The sequence below is a fragment of the Marinobacter sp. 1-3A genome (genome assembly GCF_016597775.1).
In the GTDB taxonomy this organism is placed as follows: Bacteria; Pseudomonadota; Gammaproteobacteria; order Pseudomonadales; family Oleiphilaceae; genus Marinobacter; species Marinobacter xiaoshiensis.
Map to the genome: position 1 here is coordinate 108,379 of NZ_VCGZ01000010.1, position 20,164 is coordinate 128,542.

General features: G+C 52.6%; 25 protein-coding genes. 21 read left to right on the forward strand and 4 right to left on the reverse strand.

The window, feature by feature from the left end:
* Positions 1-3: 3 nt before the first annotated feature.
* Entirely contained in the window at positions 4-1,011 is a 1,008-nt protein-coding gene (locus FE848_RS15185; protein WP_200204702.1) for a hypothetical protein, read from the reverse strand.
* A 438-nt stretch (positions 1,012-1,449) separates the two neighbouring features.
* Here FE848_RS15185 and FE848_RS15190 point away from each other — a divergent pair, with 438 nt between their 5' ends.
* Positions 1,450-2,199: a CLCA_X family protein gene (locus tag FE848_RS15190; RefSeq protein WP_200204703.1), complete on the forward strand. Its 750-nt coding sequence runs from the start codon at positions 1,450-1,452 to the stop codon at positions 2,197-2,199.
* A 45-nt stretch (positions 2,200-2,244) separates the two neighbouring features.
* On the opposite strand, the gene FE848_RS15195 is transcribed toward FE848_RS15190, so the two are convergent.
* Positions 2,245-3,009: a helix-turn-helix domain-containing protein gene (locus FE848_RS15195; protein WP_200204704.1), complete on the reverse strand. Its 765-nt coding sequence runs from the start codon at positions 3,007-3,009 to the stop codon at positions 2,245-2,247.
* Positions 3,010-3,163: 154 nt separating this feature from the next.
* On the opposite strand from FE848_RS15195, the gene FE848_RS15200 reads away from it, so the two are divergent.
* From FE848_RS15200 to FE848_RS15210, 3 genes are all read left to right on the forward strand, one after another.
* Positions 3,164-3,433: a YiaA/YiaB family inner membrane protein gene (locus tag FE848_RS15200; protein WP_200204705.1), complete on the forward strand. Its 270-nt coding sequence runs from the start codon at positions 3,164-3,166 to the stop codon at positions 3,431-3,433.
* 4 nt (positions 3,434-3,437) lie between these two features.
* The gene (locus FE848_RS15205) at positions 3,438-4,148 is read left to right on the forward strand and encodes a PspA/IM30 family protein (RefSeq protein ID WP_200204706.1); all 711 of its coding nucleotides are present in this window, start codon (positions 3,438-3,440) and stop codon (positions 4,146-4,148) included.
* Positions 4,149-4,439: 291 nt separating this feature from the next.
* Positions 4,440-4,814 carry a DUF4870 family protein gene (locus tag FE848_RS15210; RefSeq protein ID WP_227715383.1) on the forward strand — a complete coding sequence of 125 codons (375 nt, stop codon included), beginning with the start codon at positions 4,440-4,442 and terminating at the stop codon, positions 4,812-4,814.
* Positions 4,815-6,070: 1,256 nt separating this feature from the next.
* Here FE848_RS15210 and FE848_RS15215 read toward each other — a convergent pair.
* Together FE848_RS15215 and FE848_RS15220 are read right to left on the reverse strand one after the other, a co-directional pair.
* Entirely contained in the window at positions 6,071-7,060 is a 990-nt protein-coding gene (locus FE848_RS15215) for a phage portal protein (protein ID WP_200204707.1), read from the reverse strand.
* On the reverse strand, positions 7,060-8,823 hold the full coding sequence (locus tag FE848_RS15220) for a terminase large subunit domain-containing protein (RefSeq protein ID WP_200204708.1): 1,764 nt from the start codon (positions 8,821-8,823) through the stop codon (positions 7,060-7,062). Before FE848_RS15220 ends, FE848_RS15215 begins: the two co-directional genes overlap by 1 nt.
* A gap of 159 nt (positions 8,824-8,982) precedes the next feature.
* Between FE848_RS15220 and FE848_RS15225 the strand changes: the two genes are divergently transcribed.
* The 17 genes from FE848_RS15225 to FE848_RS15310 all read left to right on the forward strand — a co-directional run bounded on the left by FE848_RS15225 (position 8,983) and on the right by FE848_RS15310 (position 20,115).
* Positions 8,983-9,798 carry a GPO family capsid scaffolding protein gene (locus FE848_RS15225; RefSeq protein WP_200204709.1) on the forward strand — a complete coding sequence of 272 codons (816 nt, stop codon included), beginning with the start codon at positions 8,983-8,985 and terminating at the stop codon, positions 9,796-9,798.
* A gap of 12 nt (positions 9,799-9,810) precedes the next feature.
* A complete protein-coding gene (locus tag FE848_RS15230; protein WP_200204710.1) occupies positions 9,811-10,815 on the forward strand; it encodes a phage major capsid protein, P2 family in 1,005 nt (334 codons plus the stop codon).
* 11 nt (positions 10,816-10,826) lie between these two features.
* Entirely contained in the window at positions 10,827-11,489 is a 663-nt protein-coding gene (gene gpM / locus FE848_RS15235) for a phage terminase small subunit (protein ID WP_200204711.1), read from the forward strand.
* Positions 11,490-11,592: 103 nt separating this feature from the next.
* On the forward strand, positions 11,593-12,054 hold the full coding sequence (locus FE848_RS15240) for a head completion/stabilization protein (RefSeq protein ID WP_200204712.1): 462 nt from the start codon (positions 11,593-11,595) through the stop codon (positions 12,052-12,054).
* Positions 12,054-12,260 carry a tail protein X gene (locus tag FE848_RS15245; RefSeq protein WP_200204713.1) on the forward strand — a complete coding sequence of 69 codons (207 nt, stop codon included), beginning with the start codon at positions 12,054-12,056 and terminating at the stop codon, positions 12,258-12,260. The genes FE848_RS15240 and FE848_RS15245 overlap by 1 nt, the downstream gene beginning before the upstream one ends.
* Before the next feature lie 2 nt (positions 12,261-12,262).
* Positions 12,263-12,706: a hypothetical protein gene (locus FE848_RS15250; protein ID WP_200204714.1), complete on the forward strand. Its 444-nt coding sequence runs from the start codon at positions 12,263-12,265 to the stop codon at positions 12,704-12,706.
* Positions 12,703-13,506: an N-acetylmuramidase domain-containing protein gene (locus tag FE848_RS15255; protein WP_200204715.1), complete on the forward strand. Its 804-nt coding sequence runs from the start codon at positions 12,703-12,705 to the stop codon at positions 13,504-13,506. The genes FE848_RS15250 and FE848_RS15255 overlap by 4 nt, the downstream gene beginning before the upstream one ends.
* Positions 13,503-13,712, forward strand: a complete 210-nt coding sequence (locus FE848_RS15260; RefSeq protein ID WP_200204716.1) for a hypothetical protein — start codon at positions 13,503-13,505, stop codon at positions 13,710-13,712. The genes FE848_RS15255 and FE848_RS15260 overlap by 4 nt, the downstream gene beginning before the upstream one ends.
* 318 nt (positions 13,713-14,030) lie before the next feature.
* Positions 14,031-14,291 (forward strand): hypothetical protein, encoded by a 261-nt coding sequence (locus FE848_RS18795; protein ID WP_265091952.1) that lies wholly within the window; start codon positions 14,031-14,033, stop codon positions 14,289-14,291.
* Positions 14,288-14,752, forward strand: coding sequence for a phage tail protein (locus FE848_RS15275; protein WP_200204719.1), 465 nt, complete (start codon positions 14,288-14,290; stop codon positions 14,750-14,752). The genes FE848_RS18795 and FE848_RS15275 overlap by 4 nt, the downstream gene beginning before the upstream one ends.
* On the forward strand, positions 14,742-15,200 hold the full coding sequence (locus FE848_RS15280) for a phage virion morphogenesis protein (protein ID WP_200204720.1): 459 nt from the start codon (positions 14,742-14,744) through the stop codon (positions 15,198-15,200). Before FE848_RS15275 ends, FE848_RS15280 begins: the two co-directional genes overlap by 11 nt.
* Before the next feature lie 73 nt (positions 15,201-15,273).
* Positions 15,274-15,834, forward strand: a complete 561-nt coding sequence (locus FE848_RS15285) for a phage baseplate assembly protein V (protein ID WP_200204721.1) — start codon at positions 15,274-15,276, stop codon at positions 15,832-15,834.
* A 1-nt stretch (position 15,835) separates the two neighbouring features.
* Positions 15,836-16,033, forward strand: coding sequence for a hypothetical protein (locus FE848_RS15290; protein ID WP_200204722.1), 198 nt, complete (start codon positions 15,836-15,838; stop codon positions 16,031-16,033).
* A 7-nt stretch (positions 16,034-16,040) separates the two neighbouring features.
* Positions 16,041-16,403 carry a GPW/gp25 family protein gene (locus FE848_RS15295; protein ID WP_200204723.1) on the forward strand — a complete coding sequence of 121 codons (363 nt, stop codon included), beginning with the start codon at positions 16,041-16,043 and terminating at the stop codon, positions 16,401-16,403.
* Complete coding sequence (locus FE848_RS15300) at positions 16,403-17,314, forward strand: baseplate assembly protein (RefSeq protein WP_200204724.1); 912 nt, start codon at positions 16,403-16,405, stop codon at positions 17,312-17,314. The genes FE848_RS15295 and FE848_RS15300 overlap by 1 nt, the downstream gene beginning before the upstream one ends.
* Entirely contained in the window at positions 17,307-17,933 is a 627-nt protein-coding gene (locus tag FE848_RS15305) for a phage tail protein I (protein WP_200204725.1), read from the forward strand. The genes FE848_RS15300 and FE848_RS15305 overlap by 8 nt, the downstream gene beginning before the upstream one ends.
* Positions 17,926-20,115, forward strand: a complete 2,190-nt coding sequence (locus FE848_RS15310) for a phage tail protein (protein ID WP_200204726.1) — start codon at positions 17,926-17,928, stop codon at positions 20,113-20,115. The genes FE848_RS15305 and FE848_RS15310 overlap by 8 nt, the downstream gene beginning before the upstream one ends.
* The last annotated feature ends 49 nt before the right edge of the window (positions 20,116-20,164 follow it).

Consider the following 20,164-nt stretch of genomic DNA (forward strand, 5'->3'; position numbering starts at 1 on the left):
GCCTCAAAAGTATTTATCAAGATTATAGCGCACACGCTCCCCCCGATCGGTGATTGCCCCTTCGGGGAACACAGAGAACGAAGGACGGATGTTCGCTTCCTCAAGCGGCTCGCCACTGAGCAGCCTGTCAACTTCCTTCTTGCAGATTTCTCTACTGCGGTTATTTATATCGCTGTTCTCGTAGTATATCGTTTGCAAACGCTGATCGTTGTGAAATATATAGCAAAGCACATTATGCTCAAACACTACATAGTCTTTCTTATGAATCGCGTAATCGGAATAACTAACAAGCTCCGAAACGATACTAACCTTAAGGCTATCATCGGAGAAAAAGCTCTTTAACTGCTCGGCTTCATTCGGTGGAAATTTATAGGCAACCCCGGAGGCATTTACGGATAGCTTTGAAAGAAACCTATCGGAAGACCGATAGGTCGTATGGTTCAAGAGAACCATATCCCTTACCGGTTCAATTATGGGTGGCGTCGGCGCGCCTTGGAAAAACGTTCTATACCGACGCAGGGACCCTGCGTTATCACGGTAGGTTGAATAAGTAAGCGCATCGGTGTTTGGCACTCGAACTTCTTCAAGGCTATAACTCTCGCTTTCGAAATCGTAATCACTGAACTCTGCGAATCCCTCGATAACGAATACGGCATTATCTAACAATGACTCCCGGGATTTACGTTTTTCTTTAAGATCTTCAATTATAGCGCTTCTTACTGATATTCCTTCAAATTCATTGATATTTACCCATCGCTTTTCATCAACTGATACGTCAATAAAAACATCGGCCAAAATATCGGGCCGAAATTCTGAGTCGCCGTCTTTAATCAAATAAAGCTGATGCCAAAAAGAATCGCTGTGAGCCAAGAAAGCGATATTATCCAAGTCATATATTTTTGTTGCTCCATCCTCATTTTCAACAACGCCCGGGTGAACCCCCAAAATTGATTTTGTGCTCGCGCAACCAGCCAGCAACAAACACATTGAAAGTAAAAAAACCGTTCTCACTCATCCACTCCTCTTTGCTTGTGTTTTCACTTGAAGGTTATATTTCAGCCAGGATGCTAACTGTGGCCTCCGGGATCCGATGCCGCATGATTCATATGGCTAATTATGAGCACGATCATGCGCCAGATTAACTCGAGGGAAAAGGGAGACTCTGTAAAAGTTTGTCATTTAACTGGTTGTTTTTTATAAACTTGCTTCTTTCAACCTGCCTTAACTGACCTCGAGCGGGATGGCGGGGACACGCACTATTAGATCGGTTTTAAGGTTTTCGATCATTACGCCCACTCTCTCTAAAATTTACAGGGATTTTCATTTTCAGAATTGACCCGACGGAGAAACCAAACCAGAGTACTGTATATAAAAACAGTAACTAGGTGTAATATGCCCGTCACAGTTCTTGGCGACCATAAGTCGCTCGCTCAAGCGTGGAGGAAACTCATGACGATGTCTCACCCCATTTCCTTTGCTACGGTTCGACGCCGGTTCGATTTCCGAAGCATAGAGGTCGGTCGCTGGGTGACACCCGCAGAGCGGGATCGAGCTGCTGATCGGTTTTACCGAGCTCTGTGTGATCTTATGACAATTCTGCAGGGGCCCGAGAGCCTGATATCACTTCGTGGATCTCTTGGCATGCAATACGGTATTGGTGGTCGGCCTGGGGTATCCGCCCACTACATTCCAGCAACCCGTCAGCTGGCACTCGCAAAGAACGCCGGCGCCGGCAGCCTGGCGCATGAGTGGTTCCATGCGTTTGATCATTACATGGGGAATAGAGCCTTTCAGGGTTTAGGTAAGTTTGCGTTTGCCTCCAGCGGCTGGCTCGGTAGCGCCAAGCAGAAAGAACACCCGCTAAACAGCCTGCTGTGCACCTGTCTTAAAACAATTCTGCTGACTGAAGACGGAACAGCACCTAGCCCCCTGTTTCAGGCATCCAAGGAAGCCGACAAGCAACTAAGGGTGCTGTACTACGCAAAGCCAGAAGAGCTTTGCGCCCGGGCTTTTGAGGCGTTCATCGAAGACAGCACTCCCAACAATTCTTTCCTGGTGCGCGGTACTGTTTACTCCGATGAAGCTAGTGCAGGCCTTTATCCAAATGACGTGCATCGCCAGCGTATCAACGACGCATTTCAAGACTATTTTTCTGCCCTGGGTGCGGCCTTGTATCGGGAACAGGCGAAAGCGGGATAGAGCGCGCATGGCCCGACCACGCTAGTGCATTTACCCACTCTGTCCTCAACGGCTAAACGGTGGGTAGTCCTTACGCGCCTCGGAGCGTCGGAAACTGTCAAAAGACTCAATCTCCCATGGGCGCATGGCCATGAACAGGCTCACCCCGAAACGATGCTCCAAGGGCAGTGCAAGATCTTCCTCATGGCAGTGCCTAAACTCCAGAGCCAAGCGTTTGAGCTTCTGCTGAACCACCTCGTTGGACTGAGCGGACAGCATGCCACTCACAAACAGTCTCAATTCACCGGGGTGATTAAACCGGCACTTCAGAAAATCCTGCTGCACTTCAGCCTCGAAAAAGCGCTGTATAGGCCCGCCCGGCTGCCAGGCGAAATCATGACTGAGCAACAACTTGAATCGGTTACCGGGTAGCAACTCCAGTACCCCCATACGATCCAGCTTGGCGAGATAGCCAATCAAATCGGTTTCAGACACATCGTAAACCTGATGGATCTCCTGAAACTGCCACCGGTTCATGGCGCAGACTGCCACCAGTAACAGTCGCACATCCGACACCAGTTCCTGCTCTTGTTCCAGACTCAGTTGCTCGACTTCAAGCTCTGGCGACAGCTTGCGCACAACATCACTGATCTCAATCCCCATCAGCGCACAAATCTGGTCGAGACGCTTGAGGGAAAACTGCTTCTCGGAAAACAAGCGCTTAACACTCGCCTCTGAGAGATCCAGAGCATTAGCTACGTCCTGATAGGTCAGGCCGTGAGACCGTAGCTGTCGTTTAAGCTCACCGACAATGGCACTGGTTTGCGCCATGGAATCACCTCTCTTTGAGTTCCAGCCAACAAAAGTATCATCAAACGATACTTTAGATATACACCACTGATACTTTTTGGGAATCACTCGCGGCGTATCCAGCGATAGCGCACAGTTCGGCTGTCCCAACAACAAACCCAAAGAGGAAGAAATCATGGATAGCGAACTGAAGAGCAACTCAAACTCCTGGGTATTTTTTGTAAAGGTTTCGTTTGCGATTGCACTGTTTGCCGCCGCCGCGGGTGTGGTGCTTGCGCCCGTTGATATCGTGATAAAAGGCTACATGGCGATCAGCGCTCTTTTTCTAGTAAGCACCACCATCACCTTGTCGAAAACCCTGCGTGATGAACACGAGCAACACCGAATTGCGAACCGCATTTCCGAGGCTAGAACCCATCAGCTGCTAAAAGAATACGGGGAGTAACACCATGAGCATTTGGCGCAAACTGAACACACTATTCAGAGCATCGGCCCACGAACCGGTCGCAAAGTTGGTGGACGCTAACGACATGCGTATCTTTGAACAGGAACTGCGGGACGCCGAGCAAGCCATTGCCCGATCAAAGCGGGAGCTGGCGCACCTGATGGCTGAGAAAACGCGACTGGAACGCGACAACGCCGGCCTGCAAGCTGCTATTAACAAACGGGAACAGCAAGCCAGCCAGGCATTGGCGCAAAACGAAGAAACCTTGGCGCTGGATCTAGCCAACCTGATTGCAGAGGATGAAACCCTACTGCAACGCCAGCAGCAACAGCGCGCAAAGCTACAGCAACAGGAAAGCGAACTGCGCCGCCAATTAAGGGATTCCGGCCGTGCGCTGAAACACTTCTACAGTGAGATGCGTCTGGCGAAAGCCAACCGACACGCCGAACAGGTCACCCGCCAGCTTCGGGGCCACGCAACCGGATTACACAGCCACATGGAAGACTTGAACGTTTCAGCCAATCGAATACGTGCCCGTCAAACCGAGGCGGAAGACGTAGAGGACGCTTTGACTAAGCTGGACCAGGAACAACAGCACGGTGACCTGGATGCCCGCTTGAAAGCCGCCGGCATCGACAACGGAGTGAGCGATGGAGCGAAAGTTCTGGAGCGATTAAGGGCTGCCCAGGCTGACAACAGCCAGTCTCAAGCATGAACGAATCGAGCCAGGCTTCCGATTGGCGGCCTGACGCCGCAGAAAGTCACAACCTCACCCGCTTGTAAAATATAACAAAAATTACACAGCTTTGCATGAAAGAACTGACGCTTGCCCATACACTGAGTGACAGATTATTAATCTTGAACAACCCTTGATTTTAATGAAAAATAATCAGTTTTGGCTACATGTGGACAAGATTTAAGTAGGCCGGCTTTATTGGCACCCAGGGACCAGTTTTTGATCGGAACCAAAACGCTCACAAAGAGCACAACTGAAAAAGGAAGCGAAATGGAAAGTACCAATGTTACAAGCGCCGGCACTCAAACAGCCCAGGCATCCACCGGCATCAATGAGTCCGAGAAGCAATTTGCACTGATTGTTTATATTCTGCAGGCTGTCAGCATCTTTATCGGCATCACAGGCATAGTCGGGGTGATTATGAACCATGTTAAAAGCGGTTCATTAACTGACCCTGTCGTTAAATCCCACAATAGCTGGCAGATTCGCACTTTTTGGTGGATGTTCCTGTGGAGCGTACTGTGCATAATTCTGACAACAGTCACGTTTGGTATTGGCGCAATTCTGTTCCTCGTTCCCATTATCTGGTACATCTACCGAGTTGTTAAAGGCCTCCTGCGCCTTAATGAAGGCAGCTCCATCTAAAACGAAATAGCCGACCTGAAAAAACCACTGATTCCCGAAGAGTCAGTGGTTCAGTCCCCGCCAAATACCCCGCCGCGGCCACCCCGGAGAAGCTACTCCAATTGTAGTGGTCAACACCTAACTACGGCGGCAATCCCATCGTCCATTCGGATACGCACTCTATTTAGCAGTAAGTGGTTCAGAATAGCCCACAGAGTTCTGCAACTGCTGCTGGAGGCTTTGAGGATGCGGTAGTGAAGCTGATCAGGAACTGTAACCTAATTTAAATGGCGAGCTAGGATCAACCCTTCGACATGAATCGATTTCGCCATTAATACGCCGGCTCTGACCGAAAAATGCTAAGCGACTGAAAACAAAGGGAAATAATGGAGGCGCGGGTCGGAATCGAACCGGCGTACGCGGAGTTGCAGCGCCACATCACTGATCCAAGATAACTCACCCAAGTCAACAGCTTACAGCTTTACTCGGCAATTCCCCACCGCTCACAAGCGCACATTCAGCCCTTGAAATATCAATAACATACGGTAGCGTTGTCGACATCGAAAAGCCGCAATAGCCATCCCTCTTCCAGCAGCGCCACTTACCTCCACATCATATTGTCACGAAGCCAAGGATGTGCGTTTCCTGTTTATAAAAGCTCAGATCTTTTAAGGGACATACGCGTGTGCGGGCGTGTGTGCGTGGCGGTCTGGCTCAGAATCCGGGAGGGCTTCGGAAAAGTGTAATAACTGCAATAAGTGTAATAAGTTAACCTAACCTTATGTTTTATATATAAATATTAAATTACACTTTTAACTATATAACTGTAATCGATTACACTTGCCTACTGTCACAAGTGGCACTTTTAAAAGCCTTATAAATCAACAACGTGACATTTTGATTACTGTAGATTACGTTTTGACTGTAACCACACTTTCCGTTAAAAATCATAAGCCTACGATTCAAAAAAAGACCGATTACAGTTATTACACTTTTCCGCGCACCCCCCTAGATCTCTGGAAGATTTGCCCGTAAAACCAAGGATCTGACCGGCTGGAACCGCATATTCCCGTTTTATCTTCTGCTTTGATAAAGACACATATGTAGACGAGCACCGGAGGCGGGGGGGAGTTCGCGCTGGCATGGTCGATGCCCCCCCCACCCAGGGGTTGCCAGCCAAAGACATGATCTGTGTCCGGGCTTTGGAGTCTGGGGCAGCAATCTGCAGGCACAAAAAAGCCCGCACGAGGCGGGCAAAGGCTGACGCTATTCAGTAACTAAGATTCTGGAGCAACCTCCCCCAGAGAATAAGGCTTGAACTTCAGCACCTCTTTGCCGGCGATATCGTTCATTTCAAGCATACGCTCCTGCAAGGGTTCCAGTTCGTTAGCAGCGAACACCCGCGCGGCCTTTTCAGCATCACCGAAGCCGCTGCTATTGGTTGGGATAATTCCCATCAGTTGTGGTGGGACACGGTGGCCTGCCAGCTGGTCGTCGCGTGTCGCGTTCTTGATGCTCCAGAATTCATCTTTGGCGGCGACCTCACTGACCGGTATTACCTGCAAACCATCCTTTTTCCCGTTCGGTGCATACATGAAAAGGTTCTTGAAATTGCCCGGGCCTTTGCTGTTGCGCAAAGCTGTTCGCAGTTCATCGATGTCGCCCTGCTGTTGCGCGGCATCGGTCATGTACATGATGAATCCGGCATGGCTTCCGTTCTGGTAGTACTTGCGCCGGAACAGTGTTGCGCTTTCATTCAGCCAGGCCGACTGCAACGAACCGATGTAATCAGGCACCCCATAAAGTTCCTGGTCCAGGTCGGGCTCCATCAGGTGGATGATGCTGCCCTGTGAAAACTCCTCTGCCTGAAGCCACCCATGCACCCACCAATAGGTTTCTGGCTTGATTCCACGGCGACAATACTTAGCTAGTACAGGTTTGATTTTTACCAATCCACCCAGCCTGTTGGTAATCATCTCGCCGTAAAGGTTGCCGAACACCAGGTAATCCAGTGCCATGCGGGCAAAGTCCTGACGGCTGAGATACTTAGTGGGCTGGAAGGATTTCACCAATATGTTGCGCTTAACCTGCAGCGCGCTGCCGTGGTGCGCAGTAGCCCGATATGATTTTGCCAGAGCACTCAGGTCAACCGGTGGTTCGTAATAGTCCTGGCCTGCCATCCAGCAGCCGGTGTACAGCATTTCATACCGATCCATCACCGGCGTAGGCTCGCCGAATGTGAATGCTTCGATCTTGCCGTCGCTCATCAATAAATCTCCATCATGCTGCCGCCGTGCTTGGCCGGGCCCTCAAGGGGTTCGTGAGCGAGGGCATGCATAATTGCCCAGGCTATATCCGAGTGCCCGATGTCGCCCCGGCGCCCTGCAGCGTAGGTTATGTGTTTTTGGGAGTCAGTCATTACACGGCGGATAGCCATGAAGCTTTGGGCGATCGCGGTGTCGCCGGCGTCGAACTGGAGCCGGCCGCGATCGATGATGTTCTGGGTTTTGATAACAAGGCGCGCTTTCACGTCCATGGAATACTGGTACCTGGTAACGCCCGGGAAAAACTTCTCAACCAGTTCGGCCACCGCCTCGCCCAATCCGGTCACATCAATGCCAATAAATTCAACGTTGTATCGGAAGGTCAGCTTTCGGATTTCTTCAGACTGCTGCTCGTAATCCAGCCCCCGCAATCGTATCTTTTCAACCACCCGGTGTGGTCGACTGTTGGAGTGGGATGGAGACACCACGGCAAGGCCCGCGCCATCGCCGTCCTCTCCTGTTCCGGATGGGTCGTAACCAATCCAGACCGGACTGTCACCCAGAGGCCGATCTGTGTAAGGCTTCAGGTCACGCCATTCAATCCAGCTATCCACCATGCAGCGTTGCAGTTTTGCCAGAGGGAACACAGCGTGGGTATCGTCGACAAATTGGCACATCAAAAGGTTGGCGTATTCATCCTCTGAATATTCCATCCGCAACTGATCGATATCGAACAGATCGCAGCCACCGGCAATAGCGTCCTCAACGGTTACGATCTGTCGCCATTGGCCGTCCGGGCAAGCAAGGCCATTGGCCAGCGCCGCATGGGAGGTTTCAACAACGACGCGCTTGTCTTTTGCACGGTGCTTGTTGAACAGCTCGCCCGTCCAGAAAGGATATGCGTCATGGGTTACCGCCGACGGTGTGGAAATGTAGGTCTGGCTCCAGCGCTTATGCATGGCCATGCCGCTGGCCACTTTCCGGAACTGCTGGAAGTCGTGGATCCAGAAGTACTCATCCATGAACAGATCGCCGTGATAGCTCTGGGCGGTGCGCACGTTGGTGCCGAGAAAATACAGCGTTGCCCCGTTGGGCAGAATCAGCGGGTCGCCCTTCAATTCTACGTCGCAGGTATCTTTGATGAACTGGACGATGTATTGCCGGAAAACGTGTGCCTGGGCCTTCGATGCGCTCAGGAATATTTTGTTCTTTCCAGTATGGAACGCATCAACAATCGCTTCCCGAGCAAAGTACCAGGTAGCGCCAATCTGCCGTGATTTGAGAATATTTCGGATTCGGTGTGTGCCAGCGGCGACGCTCCACCGGTGCTGATAGTCGAAGAGCGATTCATTGAACGCGGTGGTGATCAGCTCCAGGCCTTCTTCACCGATGTCATTTTTCGATTTTCTAGGCGCCTTGTTACGCTCCAGAATGTTTGGGTTCAAGTCTGATTCACGCCCGGTTTCGCTGTACTTGTGCACCCGCGCCAGGCGCTCTATCTGTCGCCCAAGCAGATCGATTTCCTTGAAATCCTTGCCTTCCTTTTCGTCCTTAAAGACCAACTGCAGCATTCGGGCTTCAATGGAACTCTCCACACGTTGAATGGGCTCTGAATCGTCCCAGCCAAAGCGCTTTTTCCAGTTATTGAACAGCTGCGGGCTGATGCCCAGGCGGTCACAAATGCGCACAGCTCGCCAGCCCATCCAATACAGGGTGCGAGCTTCGACAAAGTGTTCTCTGTAATCCGATTCGACTGTTTTATCCATGCAGCCAGCGTAATGGCTGCGGCGGCGCCATTATCGGTGCGGGTTTTGTGGCATGAAACGGCACAACTGGAAGACGTTGGAATTGATCGGCTGTGCCGTGAATCTGTGGGCCAATGACGAGGTTTTACAGAATCGCCCATAAAGCACTGGAGTGGCAACATGAAAAAGAAATTTCGAGTGGCAACGGAAGGAGCCACTACCGATGGCCGCGCAATTAGCCGCACCTGGATTGAACAAATGGCTGCCAACTTCGATCCAGCGAAATACGGCGCACGGATTTGGCTTGAGCACATGCGCGGCATGCTTCCAGACAGCGTCTTTAAAGCATTCGGCGACGTAACGGGCCTGGAAACCCGCGAGAACGCCGAAGGTAAGCTGGAGCTTTTCGCTGAAATCGATCCCACGGACGATCTGGTGAAAATGTCGAAAGATCGCCAGAAGATCTATACATCGATTGAAGTAGATCCAGATTTCGCCGGCAGCGGTGAGGCCTACTTTATCGGCCTGGCTGTTACGGACTCCCCCGCATCTCTGGGCACCGAAATGCTGCAGTTCAGCAGCACCGCGAAAAACAGCCCTTTGACTGCGCGTAAACAGCGCCCGGAAAACCTCTTTTCTGCCGCCCTGGAAGCGGAGTTGGACTTTACCGCCGAAGATCCGGCAGCCGCTGATACCGAAACCCTGTTTACCAAGGTGAAGGCTCTGTTCTCCAAGCATCGCGACGCCAGCGCGGCGAAATTTGGCGACTTCCGTGCAGACCTCGAAAAAACTTTGGAGCTTTTCGTCACCGATGGCCAGCAGCTGCGGGCATCAATGGATGAAATGAGTGGCGAGTACCGGCAGATGAAAACCGAACTGGACTCGCTTAAAACCAATTTCAATTCGTTGAAAAGCGAGATTGAGTCCAGCCCCCACAACCATAGCCAACGCGCACCGGCTACCGGTGGGCAGGAAGAAATTCTGACCGACTGCTGAGGAAGCAAAACCATGCGTAATGAATCCCGAGTACTTTTCAACAAGCTTCGCCAGCAGATCGCGACTCTGAATGGTGCGGAGAACCCAGCCGAACAGTTCAACGTAACACCGTCTGTGCAGCAAACCCTGGAAAAACGAATTCAGGAATCCAGTGCGCTACTGCAAGCCATCAACATGATTGGCGTGGACGAAATCAAAGGCGAGAAAATCGGCCTTGGCGTTGGCACCATCGCTGGCCGAACCAACGTATCCAACAAGGATCGAAACCCGCGCGACGTAAGCGACTTGGGCGCCAATGGCTACGAGTGCGTTCTGACAGAATTTGATACCGCGCTACCGTACGCCAAGATCGATGCCTGGGCGAAGTTCCCGAACTTTCAGGCACTGGTTCGTGACGCGATTCTTCGCCAGCAGGCCTTGGATCGGATCATGATCGGCTTCAACGGTACGTCGGCTGCAACAGAAACTGACCGGGCAACAAACCAGTTACTGCAAGACGTCAACATTGGCTGGCTTCAGCACTACCGGACTAGCGCCCCCGAGCGCGTGATGTCCGAAGTAGTGAGCGCGTCTGGCGTAGTGAATGTGGGCACTGGTGGCGACTACTTAAACTTGGACGCCCTTGTTTACGACGCGTTGCACAACATGATTGACACCTGGCACCAGGGCAACCCCGATCTGGTTGTTATGCTCGGCAGCGGATTGCTTCAAGACAAGTACTTCCCTCTGATCAACAACAATCAGACCCCGTCCGAAAAATCAGCGACCGACATGATTGTTTCCCAGAAGCGCATGGGCGGCCTGCCTGCTGTAGCAGCACCGTTCTTCCCTGCGGGCGCGCTGATGATCACAACCATGGAAAACCTGTCGATCTACTACCAGACCGGTGCTCGTCGTCGCCAAGTTATCGACAACCCGAAGCGTAACCGCATCGAGAACTACGAGTCGTCCAACGAAGCCTACGTGATCGAAGATTTCGGCGCGGGCTGTCTCGTTGAAAACATCACCATCGTCTGATCGAGGTTGATATGACAAGCCCAGCAAGAAAGCACTTCTTGCGAGTACGCGCCGCCCAGGAGGCGGCGCAGACTACGCCGGAACGCCCGCAAGGCGAATCTCATGAGCTGCATCGAATCGCTCTGGTTGAAGACTCGCGCCGTTTACATGACCTGCAGAGCATCGAGCGCAAAATTGACGCCAAACGCGAAATGCTGCCGAAGTATGAAAGCTACGTGCAGGGTGTTCTTGAGGCCGGTACCGGCCAGCAAGATGATGTCCTGGTAACACTGATGGTTTGGTATCTGGACACCGGTGATATCAAAACCGGTTTGGATATCGCGGAATACGCCGTGGCGAATGGGCTGGAAACCCCGGATAAGTATGCCCGAACCACAGCGACACTGGCAGCAGAGGAAGTGGCAGGGTTCGGCCTGCAGGCGATAGCCAACGAAACCGTAACCGACGATCTCCCGGAGCAACTGCAAAGGGCAATCGATCTGTTTGCTGATGCCGACATGCAAGACCAGGTTAAGGCAAAACTGTTCAAAGCCTATGGCTATATTTTGCGCGAACAAGGCAGCGATCAGCAGGCACTCGCAGCCCTCAACCGTGCTCTGGAACTGAACGAGCGCGTAGGCGTGAAAAAGGACATAGAGCGCCTTGAGCGTGAGCTGAAAGATTCCGGCGAATAGCCGGTACCGAGTCGGCCCCCGACGCCAAGGCGGCACGGGGCCATGATTTGCGGCTTTGCCTGCAACTCTACGGCCCCGTTCACCGCCTTCTTTGGAGCATACCGTGAGCCTTATTGCAGCCGGCGGCACCACCGCACCCGTCACCATTACCAACGCACCGTTTTTCCCAGACCTTAGCCTGGTCGAATTCCGAGACTCCATGCGCCTTGATGGCACAGTTACCGATGCGCGCGCAGTTCACGCATTGGAGGCTGCCATGTTCCACGTTAACGGCTCGTTATCGGTGTTCATGAAGGCCCGCAAAGAACAGGGGTTTGAAACGCTGGAAGACGTGCCTGATCCCGACTGGCAACCGCTGGGAACCGGCGTGCGCCTTTACTTGCGAGCTGTCTGGTGCCTGGCAAAAGCAGATTTGATCGAGCGGTACCGGGATTACGATGCCACCGGATCTGGTCACGACCAGGCAGACGGCATGGATTTAACCAGTGATGACCTCAGAAGGAATGCCTCCTGGGCCTTGTCTGACATTCTCGGGCACCACCGAACAACTGTGGAGCTGATTTGATGGCCGACGTGCGCGCGATCCAGGGCGATACCGTCGACCGCATATGTTATCGGTTTTATGGATACACGGCGGGCGTTACCGAGGCGGTTTACCAGGCAAACCCGGGCCTGGCCGATCTTGGCCCGGTATTACCCACAGGAACCTTGGTCAGAATGCCGGAGGTGGCCGAACAACCCACCACCACAACAGTTCAGCTTTGGGAGTAACCGTGGCATCCGAGCAAGACCAAACCTCAGAGGAAAGGCTCTACCAGGTCGTAGCTCAAGATCTGGCTGCCAGGCTGAGAGATCTGGAGAAGCTGCATCCGCGTGTTAACGCCTTGGAGCATGCGTTCACCGAAATCAGGCATGACTTTCGCGAGTCCAGATCTGAACAACAGGAAGCACACAAAGAAACCCACGCCGCTCTGAATGCTTTTCGAAAGCGGATGGATCACGAAAACCGTGACACTGTAAAAGCACTTAACGATACGGCGAACGCGACAACGAAGGCGATCACAAAACTGACCGAAAAAGTCGAGAGGCTGGCGACGAAGGTGGCGTTTGCGGCCGGGGCAATATGGATGGTGCTTGGTATTGGAGGGCTAATTATCGCCTTTCGAAGTGAAGTGTTGAGGGTATTGGCAATCGCGATTGGAGGGATTGGCTCATGATTCTAAGGCATGGTGATGTTGGTCAGCAGGTAATGCTTCTCCAGCAGAAGCTGATTGCCACTGGCGCGAAGATTGAAGCAGATGGTTGGTTTGGAGATGCAACCGAAAAGGCCGTTGTTCGCTTTCAGAAGCAGGCTGGGCTGTTCGTCGATGGTATTGCAGGAGAAGCCACAGTTGCGGCACTGGACCCTGTCTACCCATCTGAAATTGCCAGCAAATCGCTGACAGAAAAAGACATCAAGGCTGCCGCTAAAAAGCTGGGAGTTCAGGTCGCTGCTATCAAAGCAGTGACTGAAATCGAAAGTCGTGAATCGGGCTTTTTGCCTTCGGGCCGCCCAGTCATTCTTTTCGAGCGCCACATCATGTATCGCCGCCTGCTACCGAGCGAGCGCGCCCATAATGCGGTTAGCTTCCCGGGCATAGTAAACAGGAAGCCTGGTGGTTATGTGGGTGGAGAAGGTGAATGGCGCCGCCTTCGTCGCGCCTGCGGCATACATGAACCCACGGCCATTGAGTCGGCCAGCTGGGGGCTGTTTCAAATCATGGGCTTTCACTGGCGCTCACTTGGGTACGAGTCAGCTCAAAAGTTCTATCACAAAATGATACTGAGCGAGGGTGAGCAGCTGGAGGCGTTTGTTCGGTTCATCAAGCAGGACAGCCACCTGCACAAGGCGCTGAAGGATAGGGACTGGCCGGATTTTGCCGAACGCTACAACGGCCCGGCCTACGCCAAGAATCAATACGACACTCGTTTGGCCGCCGCCTATCAGCGCCACAGAGAAATCGGGCGGATATCGTGAGCATGACACCCCAGAAGCTTGACGCATGGCGCGTGGTTCCACGGTTTTTGGTGACGCTTTACGGATGGCTGTGCTTCGACACTCACCAATGGTTCACCGCCCTGCCAGACCCAACCACCGCGCAGCAGCTCTACGCAAACGTGATCTGGACAGGCGCTGCGGCGTGGTTCGCTTTCTACGTAAACAGCGGGAGGCGCCAGGAATGAAAGTTTACCTTGTAATCGGGTTTCTGGTTACCGCTCTCAGTGGCGCCCTCTGGTACAGCATCGAGCGAAACCTCGAAACCAGCACCAAACTGGCATCCACCTCAGAAGCGTTGGAACTGCAGAAGCAAGAGGCCACCGATACCAAAACCCGCCTTACGGAAATGACTGAAGCCCGCAACCGCCTCGCAAAACGTATCGATCAAATCCGGGCAGTAGAAGCACGGCTTGAGTCGCAACTGGAATCTGAGCGTGCCACCCGCGCCCGGCTGGAGAGAGAAAATGAAACCTATCGTCTCTGGTCTACTACTGACCTGCCTGATGTTGTTATCAGCCTGCTCCGGAAAGGTTCAATACCTCCAGAAAACGGACTACCTGGTATGCGGGAACGTGAAAGCACTGGCAACACCGGAGAATCCACCGGGGCGGGAGTGGATGCGGAAAAACGGCGATCTGCTGGATCTGATTGACCGTTACGACGCCAAGCTGGAAATGCTCAACGTAAGAATGGGCGAAATCCGGGACGAAATCGACAGCTGTGAGAATCAAGCGCAGCAGATGAACAAACAGGGATCATCATGAAAAAACTCGCGGATTTGCGTGCTCATATCCTTGCCAATGTGCCGAGCCTGAAGCGTAACCCGGACAAGCTGCTGACGTTTATCGAAGACGGCAACATCGAATTCTGGCAAGGCGCGAACCTGAGCCACAACTACACCCTACCCGTGCGGCTGATCGTCACCGACTACGCCGGCGAAGTCGACCATATCATCATCCCGATTCTTTCCTGGCTGCAGATTCGCGAGCCTGGTCACGACCCAATGACTACCCTTAGCTTTGAAGCCGAGCTGCTGAACAACGACAGCTACGACATCAGTGTGACCGTGAATATCACTGAGCGTGTGATCGTAAAAGCGACGCCAGCCGGCCTGGACGTTGAGCATGTTTTACCAGAACCGCCCTTGGTTATGAACGACGATGCTGAATGGCAAATCATCAGCGATCTTCATGGCTTGAGCGAGCCCGTAGAAAATGACCAGTAACGACATCGAAGCCCTTTCTGGCTGGATGGAACCACTACTCCGAAAAATGGAACCTGCTGAACGCCGCAAGCTGATGAAACTGGTATCCCGAGACCTTCGGAAAGCCAACCAAGAGCGGATGCAAAAGCAGCAAGGCCCAGACGGTGATAAATGGGAGCCTCGAAAGCCCCAAAACCTGCGAGGCAAAAAAGGCGCCATTCGCAAAAAAGCCATGTTCACCAAGCTGCGCACAGCAAAATATCTCAAGATCAGAACAGATTCAGAGAGCGCAGGTCTCGCCTTTACCGGACTATCAGGACGAATTGCTGCTATCCATCATTACGGACTGCGAGCCAAAGTCGATAAGAACGGCCCAGTTTACGACTACCCCGCCCGACGCCTGCTCGGATTTAGTCGAAACGACCTGGAATTAATCGCCGATCGCGTCCTCGAGCACATAGAACCTTAGCGGATTTTGTAACGCATCCGCAGACAACTGCCCCGCCTTCACGTACGCGAGCCATCCCGCACAAACTGGCCCCATGAACACACTTGCTGAAGCCTTCCGCTTGATAAACAACTTGATCCGAATCGGTACCGTCTCCGAAGTGGATCATGGGCGTGCCCGTGCACGGGTAAAAGCGGGTGACAACCTGACCGGCTGGCAGCCCTGGATGACCATGCGTGCCGGGACAACCGTCGACTGGGATCCACCAACCGTGGGTGAACAAGTTGTTCTCATCTCACCATCCGGTGACCTGGCCCAAGCCATCATCATCACCGGCCTGTTTCGCCAGAACGCCCCGTCGACAAGCGCAGACGAGCACAAGCGTGTGTATCCAGACGGCAGCGAGATTACCTATGACCACGCCAAAAAAGAGCTGGTCGCAAATTTTGCAGGCAAGGTGAACGTGAACATCACCGGAGACGCGACGGTAAACATCGGTGGCAATGCAACGACCGCCGTTGCAGGCATCTGCAAGGTTAATGCGGTGAAAGTCCTTTTGAATGGTGGCGCGCCCGTGGTGACCACTGCGCACATCTGCCATTTCACCGGCACCCCGCACACAGACGGTTCAACAACCGTATCGGCAGGTAAGTGACATGGCGCTGAGTAAAGATTCTTTGAAGGGTCGGATTATCGCCGAAATGGTTGCCCAAGGAGCTCAGCCAGCCGGGCCACACAGTTGGGTGGAAAGAATGGCGGAAGCTATCGCCAATGCCGTTGTGGATGAAGTGAAAGCGAACGCCAACGCCAGTGTTACCAGCGGATCAAGCGCCGGCACATGGCCCATAACGTGAGGCAGAAATGACCGGAATGAACGTCGCAACAGGCGAATCAATAAGCGGTATGGATCACATCAAGCAGAGCGTTGCCGACATTCTCACAACACCGATTGGCAGCCGTGTGATGCGCCGTGAATACGGCTCCCTGCTTCCTTCGCTCATCGATCAGCCGCTAAATGGCGCCAACCTCCTGCGCGCTTACTCTGCGGTGGTCGTGGCCATCAACGAGTGGGAGCCGCGTATTCGGCTGGAGCGAATCGTTAACCTGATAAATGCTGACAAGCCAGGAACAGCGATGCTGGAAATGGATGTTGTACTTGTTAATGGTTCCCAGCCAACAGCCGAACGCATTAATGTCGCTTTGGGTCGCGGAGGGTCAGCCTGATGTCAGGAACGATTAACCTGGCGCAACTGCCAGCACCTCGCATTGTTGAAACCTTGGATTTCGAGACCGTCCTCGAGGAACGCAAGCAATCCCTGCTCTCATTGGTCAGCGACGAACAGCGGTCCAGCGTTGAAGCCACGCTGCAAATAGAGAGCGAGCCGCTAACCAAACTGCTGCAGGAAAACGCCTACCGCGAAATTCAGTGGAGGCAGCGCGTAAACGAAGCGGCAAAAGCCGTCATGTTGGCCCATTCAAGTCAGGCAGACCTCGATAACCTGGTTGCCAATTACGATGTTGAAAGGCTCATTATTGATCCGGGTAACCCGGATGCATTGCCCCCGGTACCGGCCACCTTGGAATCTGACGAAGATTTGAGATTGCGAGCGCAGCAAGCCTGGGAAGGTTTGAGCGTGGCCGGGCCCCGTGGTGCCTACGAGTACAAAGCGCTCTCTGCCGATGGACGCGTATCTGATGCCACGGCCACCAGCCCTTCACCTGCCCAGGTCGTTGTTACGCTATTGGCAAACGAAGGCGATGGCACAGTAAGCCAGGAAGTTATAGATCGGGTTGAAGCCTCACTATCTGACGAGGACACACGTCCAGTGGGTGACCGGCTCACTGTCCAGTCGGCAACGATTGTGAATTACCAGGTAGATGCCACCCTTTTTGTTTACCCCGGCCCAGAGCAAGAACCAATCCTTCTGGCTGCGCAAGCCTCTCTGCAGAAATACATCGGCACTCAGCGCCGAATTGGCCGGGATATTCGCATATCAGCAATTCATGCAGCGCTGCATGTCGAAGGAGTCCAAAGGGTAGAACTGGCGCAGCCGACAGTTGACGTAGTGCTCGATGAAACAGAGGCGGCTTTCTGCACATCCTCCGCTGTTGTGATCGGTGGCAGCGATGAGTAACCAGAAACAGCCTCTACTACCCAACAACACCACACCGCTTGAACGAGCAGCGGCTGAGGCTCTGGCCGAAATACAGAGAGTGCCGGTGACCCTTCGCCAACTATGGAATCCCCAAACATGCCCTGCCCACCTCCTGCCTTATCTGGCCTGGGCGTTCAGCGTTGATCGCTGGGATCCCACCTGGACAGAAGAAGCGAAGCGGGAAGTAATCGCGTCATCGTTCTACGTCCACAAGAAAAAAGGAACCATAAGCTCGCTTCGCAGAGTGATTGAACCCTTCGGGTTTGTCGTGAAAGTCGACGAGTGGTGGCAGCTGCAGCCCGAAGGCCTGCCAGGAACATTTTCTCTGGACATCAGTGTTCAGGAGCAAGGCATAACCGAAAGCACGCTCCAAGAGATGGAGCGTTTGATCATTGAAGCAAAGCCAGTTAGTCGGCATCTGACTGGGCTTGCAATCAAACTCGAATCTCGGGGGCACCTGTACGTTGGCGCAACAGAATACTCGGGCGATGAGCTTACCGTTTACCCATTACCACCAGGCCCGATTGAGGTGAGCGGAAACGCTTACGTCGGCACCGGACAATACATCATCGATACAGTGAGCGTGAACCATGGCTGATTACTACGTTATCCCCACCAACATTGGCGAAGCCAAAATGGCCAATGCATTAGCGTTAGGCACTCCGCTTGCCATTACGGAGCTGGCTTTGGGTGATGGTGAAGGTAGTGGAGCCCGCGGAACGCCAATCCCGAACCCTGAGGCGGTGGCACTGGTTTCTGAACGCCGGCGTGCACCGCTGAATTCCTTTTCGGTCGATCCAGACAATGCAAACGTTCTTATAGCTGAGCAAGTTATTCCGGAAACCGTGGGCGGCTGGTGGATCCGGGAGATGGGATTGTACGATCAAGACGGCGATATGATCTTTGTCTGTAACACGCCTCCCACTTACAAGCCACAGCTGAGTGAAGGCAGTGGACGGACTCAAGTGGTAAGGATGGCTTCGATCGTTTCAGACACTGCTGCCGTCACGTTGAAAGTCGATCCATCTGTGGTTTTGGCCACCCGGAAATATGTTCAGGAAGTGCTTTCTATTCATGCTCAGGAATTTGAAAGCAGATTAAACCAACGCACAATTTATCTTAGAGGTGTTGCGGATCTAATAGGTATCGCCGCTCCGGTTGAGGGAGCGCACTACGACTTAACAGGCTACCGCTTGGACTCAGACACTGGTGGCGGGCGATTTTACTGGGATTCCTCCCGGTTAAAATCCGATCACGATGGCGGCACCGTGATTAGCAACACAGTTCCATGGCAATATATTCCTGACTTTTTGAAAGGCGTCGGTGAAACCAACCCGGCTGGTTCTGGGTGTTTCATTCGGTTATCTAAAAAAGTCACCATTGAAGATTTTGGAGCATTTGAAGGTCAAACTGTTTCAGTATCAACAGCGATCATCAACCATGCGATAGAGGCTTCCCATGGCAGGCCCGTCTATGTGCCTGCAAGACGTTATAAGTATAATGGCGTGATTTCGTCTGCGGTAACAACTCTGATAGGCGAACGAATGCCCAACGTTGGCAATAGTCGATCGTCGCTTGAAAATGGTTCAATTTTCGAGGGTACGTTCCTTAGCCGGTCCATCAAGGTTCATATTGAAAATTTAGGTGTTGACCACGGCTCGGCAGCCTTCCCAACCGATGCCGGCGATGCTTTTAAGGTATCCCCTGCCACAGCCAATACCGGAAAAGCGGTGAACGTTGAGAATATAGTAGGACTTGGGCGCGCGCCGGAAGATCAATATCACGCTGTATTAATCGAAGGCTACGCGAACATCAAAGCGCGGAACATCATTGGGGTGCGGACCTATTATGGCGCAGTGATCAAAGGGGTTCGTGTCAACGCCAGCAACATAACGACCATTGAAAACGGACTGTACGGTGGCATCATCAAAGCCGATACCGCATCCGGGGACAGTTCAGATATTGTACTAAAGGGCTTTATTCATGATGGCATGGGCGCATCAGGACTTGGCCTTCAAATAGAAAGTAGCGATGACGATATACGTCGGATTAATGTGTCGGGTATTAACGTTCGGGACTCGGGCGGCGTGTACCGAGTAGCGGGGAACGTGCTTGCGGGTGATATTGTTATTTCTGATGTGGTTGGCAGCAATATCTCTGGGGATGCCATACGACAAACCGGGTTGGCTTACTCTCTTTCAACCTCAAATATTGCTCTAACCCAAATAGGTGGCAGGGCCATCAACATGGCCGATGTTAGGCACCTGAGCATCAATGGAGTCATCGCCGCCGCTGCAGATGGAAACACCACATTTGCCACTGATTTCATACTGATCGGAGCATCGTCACGACGGACAAACCTGCTTGGGATAAACCTGAACAGCGACTACAGCTCTGCCAATGGTTCCGCTGGGATGATCAAATACGACAATCTTCGTGGTCAGAATATAATTGGGGAAGGCTTCTACAAACTGACAGGTGTGGGTGCTCCTGTTACAGAAGTCACCACAATTAGCACTGAGCCGGCAGGAACAACCTCCCATCCGACCTATAAGGTAGCCATAATCAATGCTAACTATACCTCTACAGGCCCAAAACAATTCAATTTAACAGCTGAAAATACACCCGACGGCCATCTCATCGCGTTTCACAACAACACAGGGGGGACTCAAGTTGTTGATGGGATAGTAGGAGGTGGTATTTCCGTACCAGCTGGCACTTATGTGGAGTTCATTATGACCAGTGAAGGCTTTGTAAAAATGCGCGCGGGTGCACTTTAAGACCTGAGGAACTCTTACGTTTTAAAAATTGGGGCGAATCCTGCAGGCT